This is a genomic window from Streptomyces sp. AM6-12 (assembly GCF_044327085.1).
Taxonomy (GTDB): Bacteria; Actinomycetota; Actinomycetes; order Streptomycetales; family Streptomycetaceae; genus Streptomyces.
The window spans coordinates 4,202,333-4,221,118 of record NZ_JBIQWN010000001.1 but is presented as its reverse complement, the minus strand read 5'-3'; the positions used below and the strand labels follow the sequence as shown (position 1 = coordinate 4,221,118).

Below are 18,786 nucleotides of genomic sequence, written 5' to 3'. Positions count from 1 at the left end.
GTGCGTGCTAGCGTCACGAATCGGGGCAGGTCGCCGGTTCCCGGGACACGGCCGCAAGCTGGAAGAGAAGCGGCCGGGAACACCGAAGGAAACGGCCGAGAACAGAAGACGGGACACGGGGAGTGCCTTCAGGTGGCCACTGCGGAGCCGACACGCGCCGACGACGCCGGACCGGGCCCGGAAAACGGCCCACGAATACGCCTGTCCGCGCCTGAGGCGGACACCGGCGCGGAGGGTCGTACGCGGCGCCCGAGCGGTCGTACGGACATGAGGGATGCGCCGGGTGCGGACACCCGCACCCCCGAGGACGGCCGTACCCCTGCCGCCGGCGCCACCGCGCCCGGCGGCCGCCTCGCACGCCTCCTCGCGCCCCTCGATCCGCTCCGCGTCCGCATGCTGCGCCACCCCGTCCTGTGGGTCACCGCGCTGGCCGGCGTGCTGCACATCATCTGGTTCTTCACGTTCGCGAACAGCGGCGGCGATCTCGCGGCGCAGGACGCCTGGGCGGAGTTCGTCGGCCGGCACCCGGACTCGGCGTACAACCTCGCCTGGTACGGGGGCATGCACCCGGTGTCGTACAGCGTGGTGTCGCCGTATCTGATGGCCGTCCTCGGCGTCCGTACGACGATGATGATCGCCGGGACCGTCTCGGCGGGCCTGCTGACGCTGATCCTGATCCGCAGCCGGGCCGTGAAGAACCCCCTGTGGGCCTCGCTGGCCGGGGTCTTCGCGCTGCTGTGCAACGCGATGTCGGGCCGGGTGACCTTCGGGCTCGGCACGATGATCGCGCTCGGCGCGGTGGCGGCGGTGTTCTGCTGGCCGTACCGCTGGCGGCACAGACGCTGGGCGAAGGCGGCGGTGGCCGCCCCGCTGGCCGGGCTCTCCACCATGGCCTCGCCGGTCTCCGGGCTGTTCGTGGGCCTGGTCGCGGTCGCGCTGTTCCTCCAGAAGCGCCGGCCGGGCGCGTGGGCGCTCGGGCTGGCCCCGGCGGCGGTGGTGGCCGCGTCGTACTTCCTCTTCCCCTTCTCCGGCACCCAGCCGATGACGCTCGGCTCGGTGAGCCTGCCGCTGCTGTACGGGCTGCTCTGCCTGTTCCTGGTGCCGAAGCGGTGGACCACGGTCCGGCTGACGGCGGCCGTCTACAGCGTCATGGTCGTGGCGGTGTGGGTGGTCAGCTCGCAGATCGGCTCGAACATCTCGCGGCTGCCGATGCTGTTCGCGGGCGCGACGCTGATCGCGGCGCTGCCGTTCACGGTGCCGAAGTCGCGCAAGTGGTACGCGACGGTGGTGGCGTTCCTGGGGTTCGTCGGGTGGATCGGCTACAAGTCGGTGGACGACATCGTGCACACCACCCCGACCGCGTCCTGGGCGCACGAGCTGGCGCCGCTGGTCAACCAGTTGCAGAAGGTCGGCGCGGAGCGGGGGCGCGTGGAGGTCGTACCGGCGCGTTCGCACCGGGAGGCGTCCGCGCTCGCGCCGTACGTCAACCTGGCGCGCGGCTGGAACCGGCAGGCCGACATGGAGCGCAACCCGCTGTTCTACGACGACACGCTCAACTCGGCGAACTACCACGAGTGGCTCCAGCGCTGGGCCGTGCACTTCGTGGTGCTGCCCAAGGACAACCCGGACGGGGACGGCGGCGAGCGCGAGCGGCAGCTGCTGCGGCGCGGGATGCCGTACCTGACGCAGATCTGGGGCGACGCCAACTGGCAGCTGTTCCGGGTGACCGATCCGACCCCGCTGGCCGAGCCGAACGCGCGGGTGGACCGTGCCGAGCAGGGCGAGATGACCCTGGACGTGCGCAAGGCCGGCCGCATCCTGATCCGGATCCCCTACTCCCCCTGGCTCAGCGTGGTCGACGCCCACGGCAAGAGCCTGAAGGCGCCGCAGCCGCTCCCCTCGGCGCCGGGCACGGAGCAGAAGTACCGCAACGTCAACGGGTGCCTGATGGAGACCCCGCAGGACGCGAACGGCGACCGGTGGACGATGCTGATCGCCCCCCGCGCGGGCACGTACCGCCTGGCGGCGCCCTACCAGCTCCCACGGGGCACACCGTGCCCCGACGCCCTGAAGTAGGGGCCTGCCTCGGGCACCGGCTACCTCGGATACCGCGCCAGCCAGCCCGGTGCCGAGCCGGCCGGGCCGTGCAGTGCGGGGCCCTGGGTCATCTCCATGGCGAAGTCGTCGGCCAGTTCGAGGATGGTGGGGCGGCCCTCCAGTTCGGCGATCCAGGCCGGGGGGAGGGCGGTCTCGCCGTGCAGGGCGCCCAGCAGGGCGCCGGTGAGGGCGCCGGCGGCGGCGGAGGGGCCGCTCTGGTTGACGGCGAGGCACAGGCCGTGCCGTACGTCCTCGCCGACCAGGGCGCAGTAGACGGCCGCCGCGAGCAGCCCGTCGGCCGTGCCGTCGCCGGTCAGTTCCTCCACCCGCGCGGGGTTCGGCATGCCCTGCCGTACCGCGCCGAGGGCGTGCTGGAGGGCGTCGGAGACCGGCTGGTGGCCGGGGCGGACGGCGAGCAGGGCGAGGGCCTGCTGCACGGCGCCGTCCAGGCTCTCGCCGCGGGCGAGTCCGTGCACGATCACGGCGTACGCGCCCGCCGAGAGGTATCCGACCGGGTGGCCGTGGGTCTGCGCCGCGCACTCCACCGCGAGCTGCGCGACGAGCTGCGGCTCCCAGCCGACCAGCAGTCCGAAGGGCGCGGAGCGGGCGACCGCCTCCGGTCCCTGTTCGGCCGGGTTCTTGGGCTTGTCCAGCGTGCCCATGTGCGCGTCGCCGAAGCCGATGAGCAGCGCCCGGCTCGGCGCGCGGCGCGCGTACAGCCACTCCTCGCGGGCCAGCCAGCCGTCCTCCGCGCGCCGCTCGTCCGGCCCCCAGTCCCGCTGGGTGGCGGCCCAGCGCAGATACGCCCGGTGCAGGTCGGTCGGCGGATGCCAGGCGCCGGTGTCACGGCGCACCTGCGCGCGGATCAGCCCGTCCACGCTGAACAGGGTGAGCTGGGTGTGGTGGGTGATGGTGCCGCGCCGCCCGTGCCCGGCGGCGAGGTCGAGCAGTCCCTCGGGGCCGTGGGCCGCGCGGATCTCCTCCAGCGTGAGGGTGTCGGCGGGCCCGCCGAGCGCGTCGCCCAGGGCGCCGCCCAGCAGGGTGCCGCGCACCCTGCTGCGAAAGTCCTGCTGCTCGGCACGGCCCCAGACGGCACCGGTCGTCGTCGCCACCCAGACCCTCCTCAGGCACCGTCCGCCCGCACGACGGTCCGCACTCTAATCGACCGCACGGACGACCCCCGGCGGACGAGGACGACCCTCACGGCTCGTTCACGCCCACCGCAGCCTGTTTCGACACCGTCCAGGATGAGCTCCCGAAGGTGATTTCCTCCGATCCGGCCATCCGGCATGCGGTCTCTCCCTAGCCTGGGCGTGACATGGGACACACGGAGGGTGAGCATGGAGGACGAAGAGGCCGAGGCCGTTCTCAAAGCGGTCGGTCGGCAGATCAAGGTCTGGCGGGAAGCCGCCGGGCTGAAGCAGGGGGAGTTGGGCGCGCGTATCGGGTACAGCGAGGAGATGGTCTCGTCCGTGGAACGCGGACGGCGATCTCCCAAGCCCGAGTTCCTGGACGCGACCGACGAAGCGGTCGGCGCGGGTGGGAAGTTGTCCGCGATGAAGGAGGACGTGGAGAAGGCCCGATATCCGAAGAGCGTCCGGGATCTGAAGAAGTTGGAGGACGAGGCCGTGGAGCTTGGGGCCTACGCCGGTCTCCAGATCCACGGCCTGCTCCAGACGGAGGAGTACGCGCAATCCTTGTACGCGATGCGTCAACCCGCCTATAGCGATGACGAGATCGAGCGTCTCGTCGGCGCACGCATGGCGAGGAAGGCCGTCTTCGACCGCACGCCTCGGCCCTTGATCACCTTCGTGCAGGAAGAACTGGCACTGCGGCGGCCCATCGGCGGTCCATCGGTACTACGACGGCAGGTCCAACACCTCTTGGAGATCAGCGAGCTTCGGCACGTCAAGATCCAGGTGATGCCGACCGATCGGGAAGACCACGCAGGTCTGAGCGGTCCGTTCCGGGTGCTGAAACTCCGTGACGGCAAGACCATCGGATACACGGCGGGCCAGCTGAACGGTCGGGTGATCAGCGATACCGCGGACGTTCGGATCCTTGAGATGCGCTATGGGATGATCCGGGCGCAGGCGCTCTCGCCTCGGGAGTCGCGGGCCTTCATCGAGAAAGTACTGGGAGACCTAGCATGACCACTTTGCCGTGGTTCAAGAGCAGTTACAGCGGCAACGACGAGCCCGACTGCGTCGAAGTTGCCCTCGCCCCCGCCACCGTCCACATCCGTGACTCCAAGGACAAGGACCGCGCCCGGCTCACCGTCGGCGAGGCCAGCTGGACGGAGTTCGTGGCGTTCGCGGCTCACTCCGCGTAGCGCGACTAAATCGCGTCCCGAGCCGAGACATTCATCGAAAAAGTGCTGGGAGAAGAGACGTGACCACCCGCGCGTTGATCTGGTTCAAGAGCAGCTACAGCAGCAACGACGGCCCCGACTGTGTCGAAGTAGCCATCGCGCCCGCCACCGTCCACGTCCGTGACTCCAAGGACAAGGACCGCGCCCGGCTCACCGTCGGCGAGGCCAGCTGGACGGAGTTCGTGGCGTTCGCGGCTCACTCCGCGTAGCGCGACTAAATCGCGTCCCGAGCCGAGACATTCATCGAAAAAGTGCTGGGAGAAGAGACGTGACCACCCGCGCGTTGATCTGGTTCAAGAGCAGCTACAGCAGCAACGACGGCCCCGACTGTGTCGAAGTAGCCATCGCGCCCGCCACCGTCCACGTCCGTGACTCCAAGGACAAGGACCGCGCCCGGCTCACCGTCGGCGAGGCCAGCTGGACGGAGTTCGTGGCGTTCGCGGCTCACTCCGCGTAGCGCGACCGGATCGCGTCCCGAGCCGACTCGACTGCCGCGAGGCGGGGTACCAGACGGAGGCGGTCGGCTCCGGGAGCGGCGAGGAGTTCGGTGAGGAGGGTGGCCGACCAGGACAGGGCGGCCCAGTCCGGGTCGGCGGCCAGGACGCGGGTCAGGGCCGCATCGGCGGTGGGCCAGTCTGCGAGGGCGCAGGCCGCCACACAGCGGACGAAGTCGCGGTTCACGCCCTGCGTTTCGGTCTCCGGCAACAGCCGCAGCAGCTCCCGCCACCAGGAGCGGGCCGCTTCGTGGCCGTCGGAGCCGCCGATGGCCAGGGCGAGGTAGAGCACGCCCGCGAACGGGTTGTGCGGGCGGATGCGCTCGGCCTCCGCTCGGGCCGCCGCCCACTGACGCGTGTGCCGGTACACGCTCGCGCGCAGCGCCCCCAGCCCGGAGATGCCCAAGTGCTCGGCCGCGGCGAGCCGTTCGCACGCCTCCCGCCAGCGGTCGCAGCGCATCAGCAGCTCGATGGCCTGGATGCGGGCCCAGTCGTCCGACGCGTCCAGCGCGAGGCATTGGTCCAGGTCGGCCAGAGCTTGACCGGTGCGGCCGACCACCAGGGCGGCGCGGGCGCGCTCGCTCAGCGCCCAGCCGTACTCGGGGTCGGCGGCGATCGCCCGGTCCAGGTGCTCGAAGGCTTGCGGGTACTCCTGTCGGGCGCTGTGGATGGCTCCGAGGAGCGCCAGAGCCGACGGGTCGCCGGGACGCAGCTCCAGCGCCCGGCGCAGCTGCGGCACGGCCTCGTCGTACCGCCTGGTCAGCCAGCAGGCCGAGCCCAGCTCCACCCGGATCGCCGCCTCTTCCGGTTCCGCCTCCACGGCGCGCCGCAGTCCGGGCAACGCCTCTTCCGCACGCCCGAGTTCGCGCAGGCAGCGGGCCCGGTGCACCAGCGGCCAGACGTCGTCGGGTGCTAGCTCCACGGCGCGGTCCAGATCGGCAAGTGCCACCTCGTACCGGCCCAGTCGGTGGTAGGCCACGCCACGGCTCGCCAGGGGCCAGGCGTAGTCCGGGCTCAGCTCCACCGCACGGCTCAGCTCGCGGACGGCGTCCTCGTAGCGGCCCGCACGCCGGTACACGTCGCCGCGCTCCGCCGCCGCCCCCGCGTCCCGCGGCGCGCGGGACGCGATCCGGTCCAGGTCCGTGAGCGCCTGATCCCACTCCTCCCGGTCGGCGTGTATCCGCGCCCGCTGCGTCAGGACCCAGGAGTTGTTCTCTTCGCGGGCGAGGATGTGTCCGATGTCGGCGAGTGCCTCGTCGGCGCGCCCCAGCTCGTACCGGCAGGCCGCTCTCGACGCGAGGGCGAGCAGGTCACCGGGGTTCAGGGCGAGGGCGCGGTCCAGATCGGCGAGGGCCTCCTGTGTCCGGCCCGTCATCCGGCGGATCTCCCCGCGCGCCTGGAGAGTCGTCGCGTCGTCGGGAGACAGGGCGTCCGCCCGGTCCAGGTCCGCCAGCGCGGCCGGGTAGTCCGCCAGCAGCCGGTGGGCGCGGGCACGGGCGAAGTACAGGCCGGACAAGGCCGGACCGGGCTCGGACAGGTGTTCGGCGAGTGCGATGCACTGGTCGTGCTCGGCCAGCGCTCGCCGGTACTCGCCGTCGGTCGTCAGCTGGATCGCGCGCACTCCGTGCACCACGGTGCGGCCCAGGGTGTCGAGGCCGGGGCGGGCCAGCAACAGGTCGACGGCGGCCCGCGTACCCCGTTCGTCGTCCGCGAGGGCCTCCCGCAGGCGCCGCCCCCACTCCCGCAGCTCCGTGTCGTCCGCCGCCGCCCCCGCCTCCTCCAGCATGCGGGCCCAGTGCCGGCTCTCCGCCTCCTCCGCCAGACAGGTCTCCGCCACGTGCCTGAGGGCGTCGGCCAGTTCGGCGCGCGGCCGGGCGCACAGGAGGTGGTACGTCCGCTCCAGCAGCAGCTCACGCCAGCGTTTCCGGGTCCACACCTCTCTGGCGTGAAGGCCCTCGATCGCTGTCTCGCACCAGTCGCCGTACACCGCCGCCAGCGCCTCGTGGCGCCGACGCCACTCCTGCGGGGAGCGTCCGCGCAGCAGGCGCAGCATCGTCTCCCGCACCAGGTCGTGGTAGCGCAGCCGGCCGCGGCGGTCGTCCACGAAGGGCAGGCCGCTCAGCCAGCCGAAGAGGTCCGCCGCCTCCGGGTCGTCCACGGCCGCCCGGAACACGTCCAGGTCCAGGCTCCTCGGCAGCGCGCACGCCAGTGCCACCGCCCGGCGGACCGGCTCCTGCTCCCACTTCAGGAACCGCTCCACCGCCGTCGCGCTCGGATCCCCGATGTCCTCCAGGTTGCCGGGCCGCTGTTCCGCCAGCGTCGAGACCAGCAGCGGGAGCCCGCCGGTCAGCCGCAGCACCTCCGCCACCACCGGCTCGGCCACCACGCCGCGGTCCGCCAGCAGTCCCCGTGTCTCCGCCTCGGTGAAGGGGCCCAGCGGGATCTCCGTCATGAAGTCCGCGAAGCCACCCCAGCGGGCCCGGTCGAACGGCTGCTGGCCCGCCGTGACCACGATGACGTTGGCGGGCAGGTTGCCGTACCGGTCGGTGGTCATCAGGTCGTGCAGCCAGTTGCCGAGGAACGGTCCCGTCCGTTCGTACGTGTCGAAGAACAGCACGATCCAGGGGACCGCGGACGCGGCGGACTCCAGCTCCTCCAGCAGCTTCGGCGTCAGGGTCCGTTCCGGTGACAGCACCAGCTGGACATCGTCCTGGCTGCCGAACCGGGCGCTTAGGCCACGCCTCAACCGGATGGCCGCCTGCGCCACTTGAGCCGGGTCGACCGCCCCCACGAAGGGCCCCGCGCCCGGTATCAGGCCCAGGCCCACCAGCCCCGCCCGCACCGCCGTGGCCGTCACCGGGGAGGGGCCGTCGGGGGGCGCGGAGTCCAGGCCGGCGGCCACCGCCTCCGCCTCGTGGCGGCGTTCGCGGTACGACGTCAGCGCGCGGTCGACCCGCTTGAACTCCGCGTCCTGACGGGCGAATTCGCGGCTCAGGGCGGACAGGGCCTCGGGGACGCTGCCCACGGCCTCGTCCACGTAGGCCGTCAGCGCGCCGCGTTCCCGCGCGGTCTGCTCCAACTCCCTTACCAGGAAGGTCTTTCCGACGCCCGCATTGCCATGGATGTGAAAGAGGAAGCGGTGGCGTTCGTCCTCGGGCGGCAGGTCCAGGTTCTCGCGGAACGCGGCCCGTTCGCCGCCACGGCCGATGAAGCCCGCCCGTCTGCGCCGTCCGATCAGCTCCTGCATCGACGGCCGTGCCCGCACCATCCCCGCGCCCGCCCTTCCCCCCGAGGCCCCTCTCCATGATGGCGCAATGGACACGCGCCAACATGCCTGGAGACAGGGGAGAATTCAGCCATGACCACCACCGACCCCAGGCGTCACTCCAGTCACAGACTGGCCGCCGGTGTGCTCACCGGGATACTCGCGCTGTACATCGCCCTCGTCGCGTTCGGCAACATCACGGACTTCGGGACGAACCAGCAGTTCGTGCGGCATGTACTGGCGATGGACAGCACCTTCAAGGACCACGATCTGATGTGGCGGGCGATCACCAGCACCGCCCTCCAGGACACCGCCTACGTCCTGATCATCACGTGGGAGACGGTGGCCGCGCTGGTCCTGATCTGGGGGACGTACCTGTGGGCGGCGCGGCGCGACGACGCGTTCGCGCGGCGCGTTTCCACCTACGGGCTGCTGATGCTCCTGCTGCTGTTCGGCGCCGGGTTCATCGCGATCGGCGGTGAGTGGTTCGCGATGTGGCAGGCGAAGGCGTGGAACGGGGAGGACTCCGCGACCCGCGTCTTCCTGCTCGCCGGGGTGGCGCTGGTCGTCAACCACCTGCCCGTCAGCGGCAAAGAGACCCCGCCCTCCCCCACTACTACTTGACCACGACCACTCTCGTGCCCTGATCACCGAAGGCCCACAGGGCGGCGCCGTCCTGCTTGCGCATGCGGATGCCGCCCAGTTTCTTGCCCTCCGCCGGCGGCGGCGAGGCGCCGTCCAGGGCGTTGGAGAAGGCGATGTTCACGTCCTCCACCTTCGTGAAGTACATGACGTGTTCGACCTCCACGCCGTCCGAGCCCTTGAGGGACTGGGTGCGCAGTGTGATCGAGTAGCGGCCGGGTTCGGGGGGCACCGTGCCCGGCCACACCCCGAACGTCCTGATCTCCTTGCCGGTCGCGTCGACCAGCCACAGCCGCTTCGCCCCGAGCGAGTACACGATCCTGCGGCCGTCCCCCGAGTCCGCCGGCAGCGCGGGCGGCCCCGCCGGCGGCTTCGGCTTGGCCGGGCCGTGGGTGCTCGCCGACGCCGATATGCCCGGCTGCACGCTCGCGGCGGTGGGATGCGGCCCGTGGTCCGCCTGCACGGCGAGGGCGACGACGGCCACGGTCGCCCCCACCGTCAGGCCGGAGACCCAGGCCCAGGAGGGCAGTCGGGCAGCCACGGGTACGCATCTCCTCCGCTATGGGTCCCCCACACGGTCCGGGGGTCGGATCATCGTACTCAGTCGCCCCCGCGCCGCGTACCGGGAGCTCAGTCGAGCACCGGGAGCAGTTCCGGGAGGTGGCCGTCGGAGGCGGTCGCCGCCCGCTGCCGCTCCTGGGGGACCTCGCCGTAGAGCGTCGTACGGGGTTTCGCCGGGCGGCCGGCCGCCTCCGCGACGGCCACCAGGTCGCGGACCGACTTGTACGAGCCGTACGACGAGCCCGCCATCCGGGAGATCGTCTCCTCCATCAGCGTGCCGCCCAGGTCGTTCGCGCCGGAGCGGAGCATCTCCGCCGCGCCCTCGGTGCCGAGTTTGACCCAGCTCGTCTGGATGTTGGGGATCCAGGGGTGCAGCAGGAGGCGGGCCATGGCCGTCACTGCGCGGTTGTCGCGGGTGGTCGGGCCGGGGCGGGCGATTCCGGCGAGGTAGACCGGCGCGTTGGTGTGGATGAAGGGGAGGGTGACGAACTCGGTGAAGCCGCCGGTCTCCCGCTGGATCCCGGCCAGCGTGCGCAGATGGCCCAGCCAGTGGCGGGGCTGGTCGACATGGCCGTACATCATCGTGGAGGAGGAGCGGATGCCCAGTTCGTGAGCCGTCTTCACGACCTCGATCCAGGTGGCCGTGGGCAGCTTGCCCTTGGTGAGGATCCAGCGGACCTCGTCGTCCAGGATCTCCGCGGCCGTGCCGGGGATGGTGTCGAGGCCCGCCTCCTTCGCGGCCGTCAGCCACTCGCGAATGGACATGCCGGTGCGGGTGGCGCCGTTCACCACCTCCATCGGGGAGAAGGCGTGCACATGCATGCCGGGGACGCGCTCCTTGACCGCCTTCGCGATGTCGAAGTACGCCGTGCCGGGCAGGTCGGGGTGGATGCCGCCCTGCATGCACACCTCGACCGCGCCGACGTCCCACGCCTGCTGCGCGCGGTCGGCGACCTGGGCGAGGGAGAGGGTGTAGGCGTCGGCGTCGGTGCGGCGCTGGGCGAAGGCGCAGAAGCGGCAGCCGGTGTAGCAGACATTGGTGAAGTTGATGTTGCGGGTGACGATGTACGTCACGTCGTCGCCGACCGCCGACGTGCGCACGTCGTCGGCGATCCGGCACAGCGCGTCCAGCGCCGGGCCGTCCGCGTGCAGCAGGGCCAGGGCCTCGGCGTCGGTCAGCCGGGTGGGGTCGTCGGCGGCCGTGCGCAGGGCCTCGCGCACATCGGTGTCGATGCGCTGCGGCGCCATGCCGGGGGCGGCCGCCTCGCGCAGCGCGTCCCAGTCGCCGTACACCTCGTCGTAGTCGTCGCGGCGGTCGGCCGTACGGCCCTCGGTGTCGATGGTGCGGTGCAGATCGGTGCGGCCGGTGGGGGTGAAGGTGTCCTCGGGCTCCTGCCAGGGCAGGCCGGTGGGGAGCGCGCCGGGGCGGGCGAGGCCGGTCTCCGGGTCGGCGAGGGCGGCGACGTGCGGGCGCAGCCGGGGGTCCAGCCAGGGCTCGCCGCGGCGCACGAACTCCGGGTAGACACAGAGCCGTTCGCGCAGTTCGAAGCCGACGGTGCGGGAGCGCTCGGCCAGCTCCTCGATCTGCGGCCAGGGGCGTTCGGGGTTGACGTGGTCGATGGTCAGGGGCGACACCCCGCCCCAGTCGTCGATGCCGGCGCCGATCAGCCGCTCGTACTCGGCGTCCACCAGGTTCGGCGGGGCCTGGAGGCAGGCGGCGGGGCCCATGATGTGCCGGGCGACGGCGATGGTGGCGACCAGTTCGTCCAGTTCGGCGTCCGGCATGCCGCGCATCGCGGTGTCCGGCTTGGCGCGGAAGTTCTGGATGATCAGTTCCTGGACGCCGTGGTAGGCGCGGGAGACCTTGCGCAGCGCGAACAGCGACTCGGCGCGCTCCTCGTACGTCTCGCCGATGCCGATCAGCAGCCCGGAGGTGAAGGGGACGGAGGAGCGGCCGGCGTCCTCCAGGACCCGCAGCCGTACGGCCGGTTCCTTGTCCGGGGAGCCGTGGTGCGGGCCGCCGGGCTCGGACCACAGGCGGGTGGCGGTGGTCTCCAGCATCATGCCCATGCTCGGCGCGACCGGCTTCAGGCGCTGGAAGTCGGTCCAGCTCATGACGCCCGGATTGAGGTGGGGCAGCAGTCCGGTCTCCTCCAGGATGCGGATGGAGATGGCGCGGACGTAGGCGATGGTGTCGTCGTAGCCGTGCGCGTCGAGCCATTCGCGGGCCTCGGGCCAGCGGTCCTCGGGCTTGTCGCCGAGGGTGATCAGGGCTTCCTTGCAGCCGAGCGCGGCACCCTTGCGGGCGATGTCGAGCACCTCGTCCGGGGACATGAACATGCCGTGGCCGGCCCGGCGGAGCTTGCCGGGGACGGTGACGAAGGTGCAGTAGTGGCACTTGTCCCGGCACAGCCGGGTCAGCGGGATGAAGACGCTCTTGGAGTAGGTGATGACGCCGGGGCGGCCCGCCTGTTCCAGCCCCGCGTCGCGCACACGGGCGGCGGAGGCGGCGAGGGCGGTCAGGTCATCGCCGCGCGCCTGGAGCAGCACCGCGGCCTCGGCGACGTCGAGGGCGACGCCGTCACGGGCGCGTTTGAGGGCGCGACGCATGGAGTTCTCGGTGGGGCGGCCGGGTCCGGGGGTCGCGGGAGTCGTCATGACTCCACGATACGTACGGGGTGATCAAGACGGATGCGGGACGAGGGGCGGCTGTGCTGTGCGGGGGCGGGGCCTCCCCCGGTTGCCCCGGACCCGGTCTCCATTACGCCTAGGGGCGTTCACGTCCGGCGCGCACAATGAGGCCCATGTGTGACGACACGCACGATCACGCCTCGGGAATCGCCAGGCGCGCGCTGTTCGTGACGGGCGCCGCCGCCGCCCTTACCTTGGGAACCGTGAGCTTCGCGGCGGCGGACGGCCAGCGCCAGGAGACCCGGACGGTGCGCGGCACCCTGCCGCCCGGCGCCCCCGACTTCGTGTACGTCCCGGTCGAGGTACCGGCCGGGGTGCGGGAGTTGAGGGTCTCCTACACCTACGACAGGCCCCCGGTCCCGGCCGGCACCCAGGGCAACGCGCTCGACATCGGCCTCTTCGACCAGCGCGGCACCGAACTGGGCGGCGAGGGCTTCCGTGGCTGGTCGGGCGGCGCCCGCACGGAGTTCTTCGTACGGGCCGACGACGCGACACCGGGCTATGTGCCGGGACCGGTGCGCGCGGGCACCTGGCACGTCGCGCTGGGCCCCTACACGGTGGCGCCACAAGGACTGTCGTACGAGCTGACGATCACCCTGACCTATGGCGAGCCCGGTGAGACGCCCCACCCGGTGTACCCGCCCTCCCGTGCCAAGGGGCGCGGGCGGGCCTGGTACCGGGGCGACTGCCATCTGCACTCCTGGTACTCCGACGGCCGCCGCACCCCCGCCGAGATCGCGGCCCTCGCGCGGGCGGCGGGCCTGGACTTCATCAACTCCTCGGATCACAACACCCATACCTCCCACCCGCACTGGGCGGACGTGGCCGGCGACGATCTGCTGATCATGCTCGGCGAGGAGATCACCACCCGCAACGGCCATGTGGTGGCGCTCGGCACCGAGCCCGGCACCTTCGTGGACTGGCGCTACCGGGCCCGCGACAACCGCTGGGCCCGCTTCGCCCGCGACATCCGCCGTGCCGGCGGTCTGGTCGTCCCGGCCCATCCGCACGCCACCTGCGTCGGCTGCGGCTGGAAGTTCGGCTTCGCCGAGGCGGACGCCGTCGAGGTGTGGAACGGCCCCTACACGCCCGACGACGAGGCGACCCTGGCCGAGTGGGACAACCTCCTGGTCGCCTCGGTGCGCCAGGGCCGCCGCTGGCTCCCGGCGATGGGCAACAGCGACGCCCACCGCGACCCCGACGCGGTGGGCCTCCCGCAGACCGTCGTCCTCGCCGACGATCTGACCCGCGAGGCCGTCCAGGAGGGCATCCGGGCGGGCCGCTGCTACGTCGCCGAGTCCGGGAAGGTGACCGTCTCCCTCACGGCCACGGGCGGCCGGGGCCGGCAGGCGGGCATCGGCGAGCGGCTGGCCGTCGCCGCGGACACCCCGGTGACCGTCCGCCTCGATGTGTCCGGCGCCCCGCGCTGCACCCTCCGCCTCGTCACCGACGAGGGCACCCTGGTCACCAGCGACCCGCTGCCGGTGTCGGGCTCGGGCACGGTCGAATGGCGTACGACGCCCTCGTACGCGGCGTACGTCCGCGCCGAGGTGCGGCACGAGACGGCGGCGGGCCCGGTGCCGGGGGCGCTGGCGGCGCTCACCAACCCGGTCTTCCTCGGGGAGGTCTGACCCGGCGGTTCCGGCGCCGGCGGGGCGGGCGGTTGCGGCATCCTGGGCCGGGCAGCCGCCGCCCCGCAGGATTCCGCAGGAGGTTCAGGAGCCATGACCGGCCGAGCAGACCGCAAGCAGCGCAAGCAGCGCAAGCACCGCATCGTGACCGGTTTCCAGCGCCGGCTCAATCCGCTGATCCGGCGGCTCCCACTACAGACCGTGCTGGAGACGACCGGGCGGGTCTCCGGGGTGCCGCGGCGGACGCCGGTGGGCGGGCGGCGGGTCGGCGGGGCGTTCTGGCTGGTGTCGGAGTTCGGGCACCGGTCGCAGTACGTGCGCAACATCGAGGCCGATCCGCGGGTCCGGGTGCGGATTGCGGGACGGTGGCACCACGGCACCGCCCACCTGCTGCCGGACGACGACCCACGGGCCCGGCTGCGGGGACTGCCCCGGCTCAACAGCACGGCGGTACGGGCCCTGGGGACGGACCTGCTGACCATCCGGGTCGACCTGACGGACTGAGGACCGGCCGGACGGGGCGAACCTGACGGACCGACGGCCGCTGCTTCCCGTGCAGGACCTGACGGGCCGACGGCCGCTGCTTCCCGCGCGGGACCTGGCGGCCCGCCGGCTGTCCCTTCGCGTGCAGGACCCGACGGCCCGCCGGCTGTCCCCTCCCGCCGACGGCCGCCCCCTTCCGTGCAGGACCCGACGGCCCGCCGGCTGTCCCCTCCCGCCGACGGCCGCCCCCTTCCGTGCAGGACCCGGCGAGCCGACGGCCGGCTTTCCGGACGGCCCGGCGGCCGGCCCTCCGGGTGGACCCCACCGGCCTGTGGCCGGAAGACTGCCCGGCGTGCAGCTCACCACCGCGCCGTCCGCCGTCGAACCCGCACGGGACTTCCCGGAGTTGCTGCCGCACGGCCGCACCGCCGTCCGGCTGCACCCGCGCCGCGGCACCCCCGGACCGTACGACAGCCACATCGGCGGGCCGCTGCTCTGGCCGGCCGCCGAGGCGTGGCCCCGGTGCGCCGAGCACCGGGACGTCAACGGCAGGGCGTACACGCTGCCACTGGTCGCGGTGGCCCAGTTGACGGCCGCGGACTTCCCCGGGCTCCGCTTCCCCGAGGGCACGGACCTCGTCCAGCTCCTGTGGTGCCCGGAGTGGCACGACCAGCCGCACCCGGAAGGCTGGGGCCAGGCCTGCCGCCTCCACTGGCGCCGGGCCGCGGCGGTCACGGACCCGCTCACCGAGCAGCCGGACCCCGGGGAACACTGGGAGTACGGGCCGGACATGATCCCGCGCGCCTGCGTGCTGCACCCGGAGCGGATCACCGACTACCCCGGCGACGAGGAGCTGCCGTCCCCGCTCGCCGAGCGTCTCCGTGCCTGGCTGGCGGAGCGGGGCCTGCCCGACGACCTCACCACCGTCCCCGGCCACAAGCTCGGCGGCTTCCTGAACTGGTGTACGACGGACCGGCCGGACGACCTGGAATGCGGTGCGTGCGGGGCCCCGCTGGAGCTGTTCCTCCAGTTCGACACCGCCGAGTGGGAGCTGGGCGCGTGGGGGCCCGACGGCGCGCCGCACCGGTTCCGGCCCCTGGAGGAACGCGGACACGGACCGGCGGACGGGGCCGGGGACCCGGCCCGCGAGCCGGTCGGCATGACCGTCGGCCGGGGCGGCCACGGCGGCCTCTTCGTCTGCACCGCGGACCCCCGGCACCCGGCGTCCTTCTTCACCCAGTGACCACGATCACCCGCACCTCTCCATGCCGCCGCGCCGACCGCGGCATCGCTCACCCGACGGGCAGTCAACTGCCGGGAGCGGCCCGGTATGTGCGAAGAGGGTGTGAGGGCCTTGTGGACTGCCGAGCGGCGGTCTGTGATCGGTGTCTCGCACGGCTGACGCAACCAGCCTGAACAAGGCAAACTGACAGGGATGTCAGTGATGCCTAGGGGGCGAACGCATGGACGGTCGGCCGCGAGTGCCTGAGCAGCGGCGTCCGGGTTCCGCGAGCGCGGAGCCGGAGACGCTGCGGTTCGGCGTGCTCGGTCCGGTGCGGGCCTGGCGCGGCGAGGAGGTCCTGAACACGGGCTCCCCCCAGCAGCGGGCCCTGCTGGCCGCCCTGCTGCTGCGCGAGGGCCGTACGGCCACGGCGGCGGAGCTGATCGACGCGCTGTGGGGGCCCGAGCCGCCGTCGCAGGCGCTGGCCGCGGTCCGCACCTACGCGTCCCGGCTGCGCAAGGTCCTGAACCCCGGTGTGCTGGTGAGCGAGTCCGGCGGGTACGCGGTGCGCGGGCTCGGCGAGGGCGCGCTGGACCTCGTACGGGCGCAGGACCTCGGCGCGGAGGCGGAGAAGGCGCGCGGCACCGGCGATCTGACCCGCGCCCGCGCGCTGCTCAACGAGGCGCTGGACCTGTGGGACGGCGAGCCCCTGGCCGGGGTGCCCGGACCCTACGCGGAGACGCAGCGGGTGCGCCTGGAGGAATGGCGGCTCGGGCTGCTGGAGTCCCGCCTGGACATGGACCTGGAGCAGGGCTGCCACGCGGAGGCGGTCTCCGAGCTGACCGCGCTCACCGCCGCGCACCCCCTGCGGGAGCGGCTGCGCGAGCTGCTGATGCTGGCGCTGTACCGCAGCGGGCGGCAGGCGGAGGCGCTGGCCGTGTACGCCGACACCCGCCGCCTGCTCGCCGAGGAACTGGGCGTCGACCCGCGCCCCGGACTGCGCGAGCTCCAGCAGCGCATCCTCCAGGCCGACCCGGCCCTCGCGGAGCCCTCGGCACCGGTCACCGAGCCGACCGCGGCGCCGGTGCGTCCGGCCCAACTTCCCGCTTCCGTACCGGACTTCACGGGCCGCGCCGCCTTCGTGGACGAGCTCAGCGCGGTGCTGGCGTCGGCCGGCGAGACGGAGGGCAGCGTGATGGCGGTCTCCGCGATGGCGGGCATCGGGGGCGTCGGCAAGACGACGCTCGCGGTGCACGTGGCGCACCGGGCGCGCGCCTCCTTCCCGGACGGCCAGCTCTACGTCGACCTCCAGGGCGCGGGCTCCCGCCCCGCCGAACCGGAGACGGTCCTCGGCTCCTTCCTGCGCGCCCTCGGCACGGCCGACTCGGCGATCCCGGACTCCCTGGAGGAGCGGGCGGCGCTGTACCGCTCCGTCCTCGACGGCCGCCGGGTCCTCGTCCTGCTGGACAACGCGAAGGACGCGGCGCAGGTACGGCCGCTGCTGCCGGGCACCGAGGGGTGTGCGGCGCTGGTGACGTCCCGCGTGCGGATGGTGGGGCTGGCCGGGGCGCACCTGGTGGACCTGGACGTGATGTCCCCGGACGAGGCGCTGGCGCTGTTCACCCGGATCGTCGGCGCGGAGCGGGTGGCCCCCGAGCGGGACGCCGCGCTCGACGTCGTCGCCGCGTGCGGTTTCCTGCCCCTGGCCATCCGCATCGCCGCGTCCCGCCTCGCGGCGCGGCGCACCTGGACGGTCTCGGTGCTCGCCGCGAAGCTCGCGGACGAGCGCCGCCGCCTGGACGAGCTCCAGGCGGGCGACCTCGCGGTCAAGGCCACCTTCGAACTCGGCTACGGCCAGCTCGACCGTGCCCAGGCCCGCGCGTTCCGCCTCCTCGGCCTCGCCGACGGCCCGGACATCTCCCTGGCCGCGGCCGCCGCGGTCCTGGACCTGCCGCCGGAGTCGACGGAAGACCTCCTGGAGTCCCTGGTCGACACCTCCCTCCTGGAATCCGCCGCCCCCGGCCGCTACCGCTTCCACGACCTGGTCCGCCTCTACGCCCGCGCCTGCGCCGAACGCGACGAACAGCCGCCGAGCGAAAGGGGGGCGGCGATGTCGCGGCTGCTGGACTTCTACCTGGCCACGGCGGCGGGCGTGTACGCGATCGAACGGCCGGGAGACCGGCTGGTGGACCACCTGGAGCCGACGCGCGTCCCCGGTCTGGTCTTCCCCGACCGGCGCACCGCACAGGACTGGCTGTACGCCGAGGCGGTACCGCTCCTGGCCTGCGTACGGCAGTCGTCGGACGGTACGACGCTGCGCCGAGCGGTCGATCTGCTCTGGGCGGCGGTCGATCTCGCGGAGTCGGGCGCGAACTTCAAGGAGTACGAGGCCGCCGGTGCCGCCCTGCGGGACGCCGCCCACGCGGCCCGCGACGGCCGGGCCGAGGGCCGGGCCGTCCTGGTACTGGCCAACGCACGGCACTGGTCGGGCCAGTTCACCCTGGCCGACGAGGAGGCCAGACAGGCGCTCGCCCTGTCGGAGGCCGCCGACGATCCGCTGCCCTGCTGCTGGGCGGCGAACATCCTCGGTGCGTTCTGCTTCTACCAGAGCCGCTACGCCGAGGGCGAGGAATACCTGGAACGGGCCATCAGGGAATTCCGGGCGTGCGGTGACCTCTCCGGAGCCGCGGCGGCGCTGTGCAACCTGTCCCGGCTGCACCTTCAGACCGAGCGGGCCGACAGCGCGGTGCACCTCGCGCGGCAGGGCACCGACATGTACGAGGAACTCGGGCACTCCCTGAAGGCCGCCAACGGGCACTACGCCCTCGGGCTGGCGCTGGGCAGGAGCGGTCGGCTGGACGCCGCCGCCGCGCATCTGGGCCAGGCCCTGCCGGTGTTCCGGGTGAGCCGGCAGCGGCTGTGGGAGGGGATGACTCTCTTCCGGCTCGCCGAGGTGGATCTGCTCGCCCACCGCCCCGCGCAGGCCGCCGCACACGCCGAGCTGGCCCTCAGCCAGCTCAGGGACATCGGGGGCGAGTGGCGCCGGGGCAATGTGCTGACCGTGCTCGGCAAGGCCTTGAACAGGATAGGCCACACCGGCCGGGCTCAAGTCTGCTGGCGGGACGCGCTGGAGATCTACGAGCGGCTGAACTCACCGGAGGCGGCGGAGGTACAGGCGCTCCTGGCACCGGCCAACGCGGCCTGACGCGCGGTCCGGGCCCGCGTTCATCGTTCGTTTATCGCCCTCAGACATGCTCCTGGATATCGGCCGTCGCGTCGGGGGGCGCACGGACCGTCGGTGAGGCCGCCGGGCTCGCGATCTAGAGTGG

The 18,786-nt window shown here is 72.8% G+C and carries 14 protein-coding genes; 10 read left to right on the top strand and 4 right to left on the bottom strand.

The window, feature by feature from the left end; translation table 11 throughout:
* Positions 1 to 132 precede the first annotated feature (132 nt).
* On the top strand, positions 133 to 2,076 hold the full coding sequence (locus ACE4Q9_RS19150) for an MFS transporter (RefSeq protein WP_397985443.1): 1,944 nt from the start codon (positions 133 to 135) through the stop codon (positions 2,074 to 2,076).
* Positions 2,077 to 2,096: 20 nt separating this feature from the next.
* Here the strand turns inward: ACE4Q9_RS19150 and ACE4Q9_RS19145 are convergent, their stop codons facing one another.
* Positions 2,097 to 3,209, bottom strand: a complete 1,113-nt coding sequence (locus ACE4Q9_RS19145) for an ADP-ribosylglycohydrolase family protein (RefSeq protein WP_397985442.1) — start codon at positions 3,207 to 3,209, stop codon at positions 2,097 to 2,099.
* A gap of 228 nt (positions 3,210 to 3,437) precedes the next feature.
* Here ACE4Q9_RS19145 and ACE4Q9_RS19140 point away from each other — a divergent pair, with 228 nt between their 5' ends.
* The 4 genes from ACE4Q9_RS19140 to ACE4Q9_RS19125 are packed head-to-tail and all read left to right on the top strand — an operon-like array spanning position 3,438 to position 4,925.
* On the top strand, positions 3,438 to 4,250 hold the full coding sequence (locus tag ACE4Q9_RS19140; RefSeq protein WP_397985441.1) for a helix-turn-helix domain-containing protein: 813 nt from the start codon (positions 3,438 to 3,440) through the stop codon (positions 4,248 to 4,250).
* Positions 4,247 to 4,429, top strand: coding sequence for a DUF397 domain-containing protein (locus ACE4Q9_RS19135; protein WP_397985440.1), 183 nt, complete (start codon positions 4,247 to 4,249; stop codon positions 4,427 to 4,429). The genes ACE4Q9_RS19140 and ACE4Q9_RS19135 overlap by 4 nt, the downstream gene beginning before the upstream one ends.
* 59 nt (positions 4,430 to 4,488) lie before the next feature.
* A complete protein-coding gene (locus tag ACE4Q9_RS19130) occupies positions 4,489 to 4,677 on the top strand; it encodes a DUF397 domain-containing protein (protein ID WP_397985439.1) in 189 nt (62 codons plus the stop codon).
* A gap of 59 nt (positions 4,678 to 4,736) precedes the next feature.
* Complete coding sequence (locus ACE4Q9_RS19125; protein WP_397985439.1) at positions 4,737 to 4,925, top strand: DUF397 domain-containing protein; 189 nt, start codon at positions 4,737 to 4,739, stop codon at positions 4,923 to 4,925.
* On the opposite strand, the gene ACE4Q9_RS19120 is transcribed toward ACE4Q9_RS19125, so the two are convergent.
* On the bottom strand, positions 4,913 to 8,230 hold the full coding sequence (locus tag ACE4Q9_RS19120) for a tetratricopeptide repeat protein (protein WP_397985438.1): 3,318 nt from the start codon (positions 8,228 to 8,230) through the stop codon (positions 4,913 to 4,915). The genes ACE4Q9_RS19125 and ACE4Q9_RS19120 overlap by 13 nt on opposite strands.
* 90 nt (positions 8,231 to 8,320) lie before the next feature.
* Here ACE4Q9_RS19120 and ACE4Q9_RS19115 point away from each other — a divergent pair, with 90 nt between their 5' ends.
* A complete protein-coding gene (locus ACE4Q9_RS19115) occupies positions 8,321 to 8,851 on the top strand; it encodes a DUF2165 domain-containing protein (protein WP_397985437.1) in 531 nt (176 codons plus the stop codon).
* On the opposite strand, the gene ACE4Q9_RS19110 is transcribed toward ACE4Q9_RS19115, so the two are convergent.
* Positions 8,844 to 9,410, bottom strand: a complete 567-nt coding sequence (locus ACE4Q9_RS19110; protein ID WP_397985436.1) for a L,D-transpeptidase — start codon at positions 9,408 to 9,410, stop codon at positions 8,844 to 8,846. The two genes, ACE4Q9_RS19115 and ACE4Q9_RS19110, sit on opposite strands and share 8 nt — an antisense overlap.
* An 89-nt stretch (positions 9,411 to 9,499) precedes the next feature.
* A complete protein-coding gene (locus ACE4Q9_RS19105) occupies positions 9,500 to 12,088 on the bottom strand; it encodes a bifunctional FO biosynthesis protein CofGH (RefSeq protein WP_397985435.1) in 2,589 nt (862 codons plus the stop codon).
* A gap of 146 nt (positions 12,089 to 12,234) precedes the next feature.
* On the opposite strand from ACE4Q9_RS19105, the gene ACE4Q9_RS19100 reads away from it, so the two are divergent.
* From ACE4Q9_RS19100 to ACE4Q9_RS19085, 4 genes are all read left to right on the top strand, one after another.
* Positions 12,235 to 13,752, top strand: a complete 1,518-nt coding sequence (locus tag ACE4Q9_RS19100) for a CehA/McbA family metallohydrolase (RefSeq protein ID WP_397985434.1) — start codon at positions 12,235 to 12,237, stop codon at positions 13,750 to 13,752.
* 93 nt (positions 13,753 to 13,845) lie between these two features.
* Entirely contained in the window at positions 13,846 to 14,256 is a 411-nt protein-coding gene (locus tag ACE4Q9_RS19095) for a nitroreductase/quinone reductase family protein (RefSeq protein ID WP_397985433.1), read from the top strand.
* Positions 14,257 to 14,587: 331 nt separating this feature from the next.
* Positions 14,588 to 15,478, top strand: coding sequence for a DUF1963 domain-containing protein (locus tag ACE4Q9_RS19090; protein WP_397985432.1), 891 nt, complete (start codon positions 14,588 to 14,590; stop codon positions 15,476 to 15,478).
* Positions 15,479 to 15,698: 220 nt separating this feature from the next.
* Positions 15,699 to 18,662 carry a BTAD domain-containing putative transcriptional regulator gene (locus ACE4Q9_RS19085; RefSeq protein WP_397985431.1) on the top strand — a complete coding sequence of 988 codons (2,964 nt, stop codon included), beginning with the start codon at positions 15,699 to 15,701 and terminating at the stop codon, positions 18,660 to 18,662.
* Positions 18,663 to 18,786: the final 124 nt, after the last annotated feature.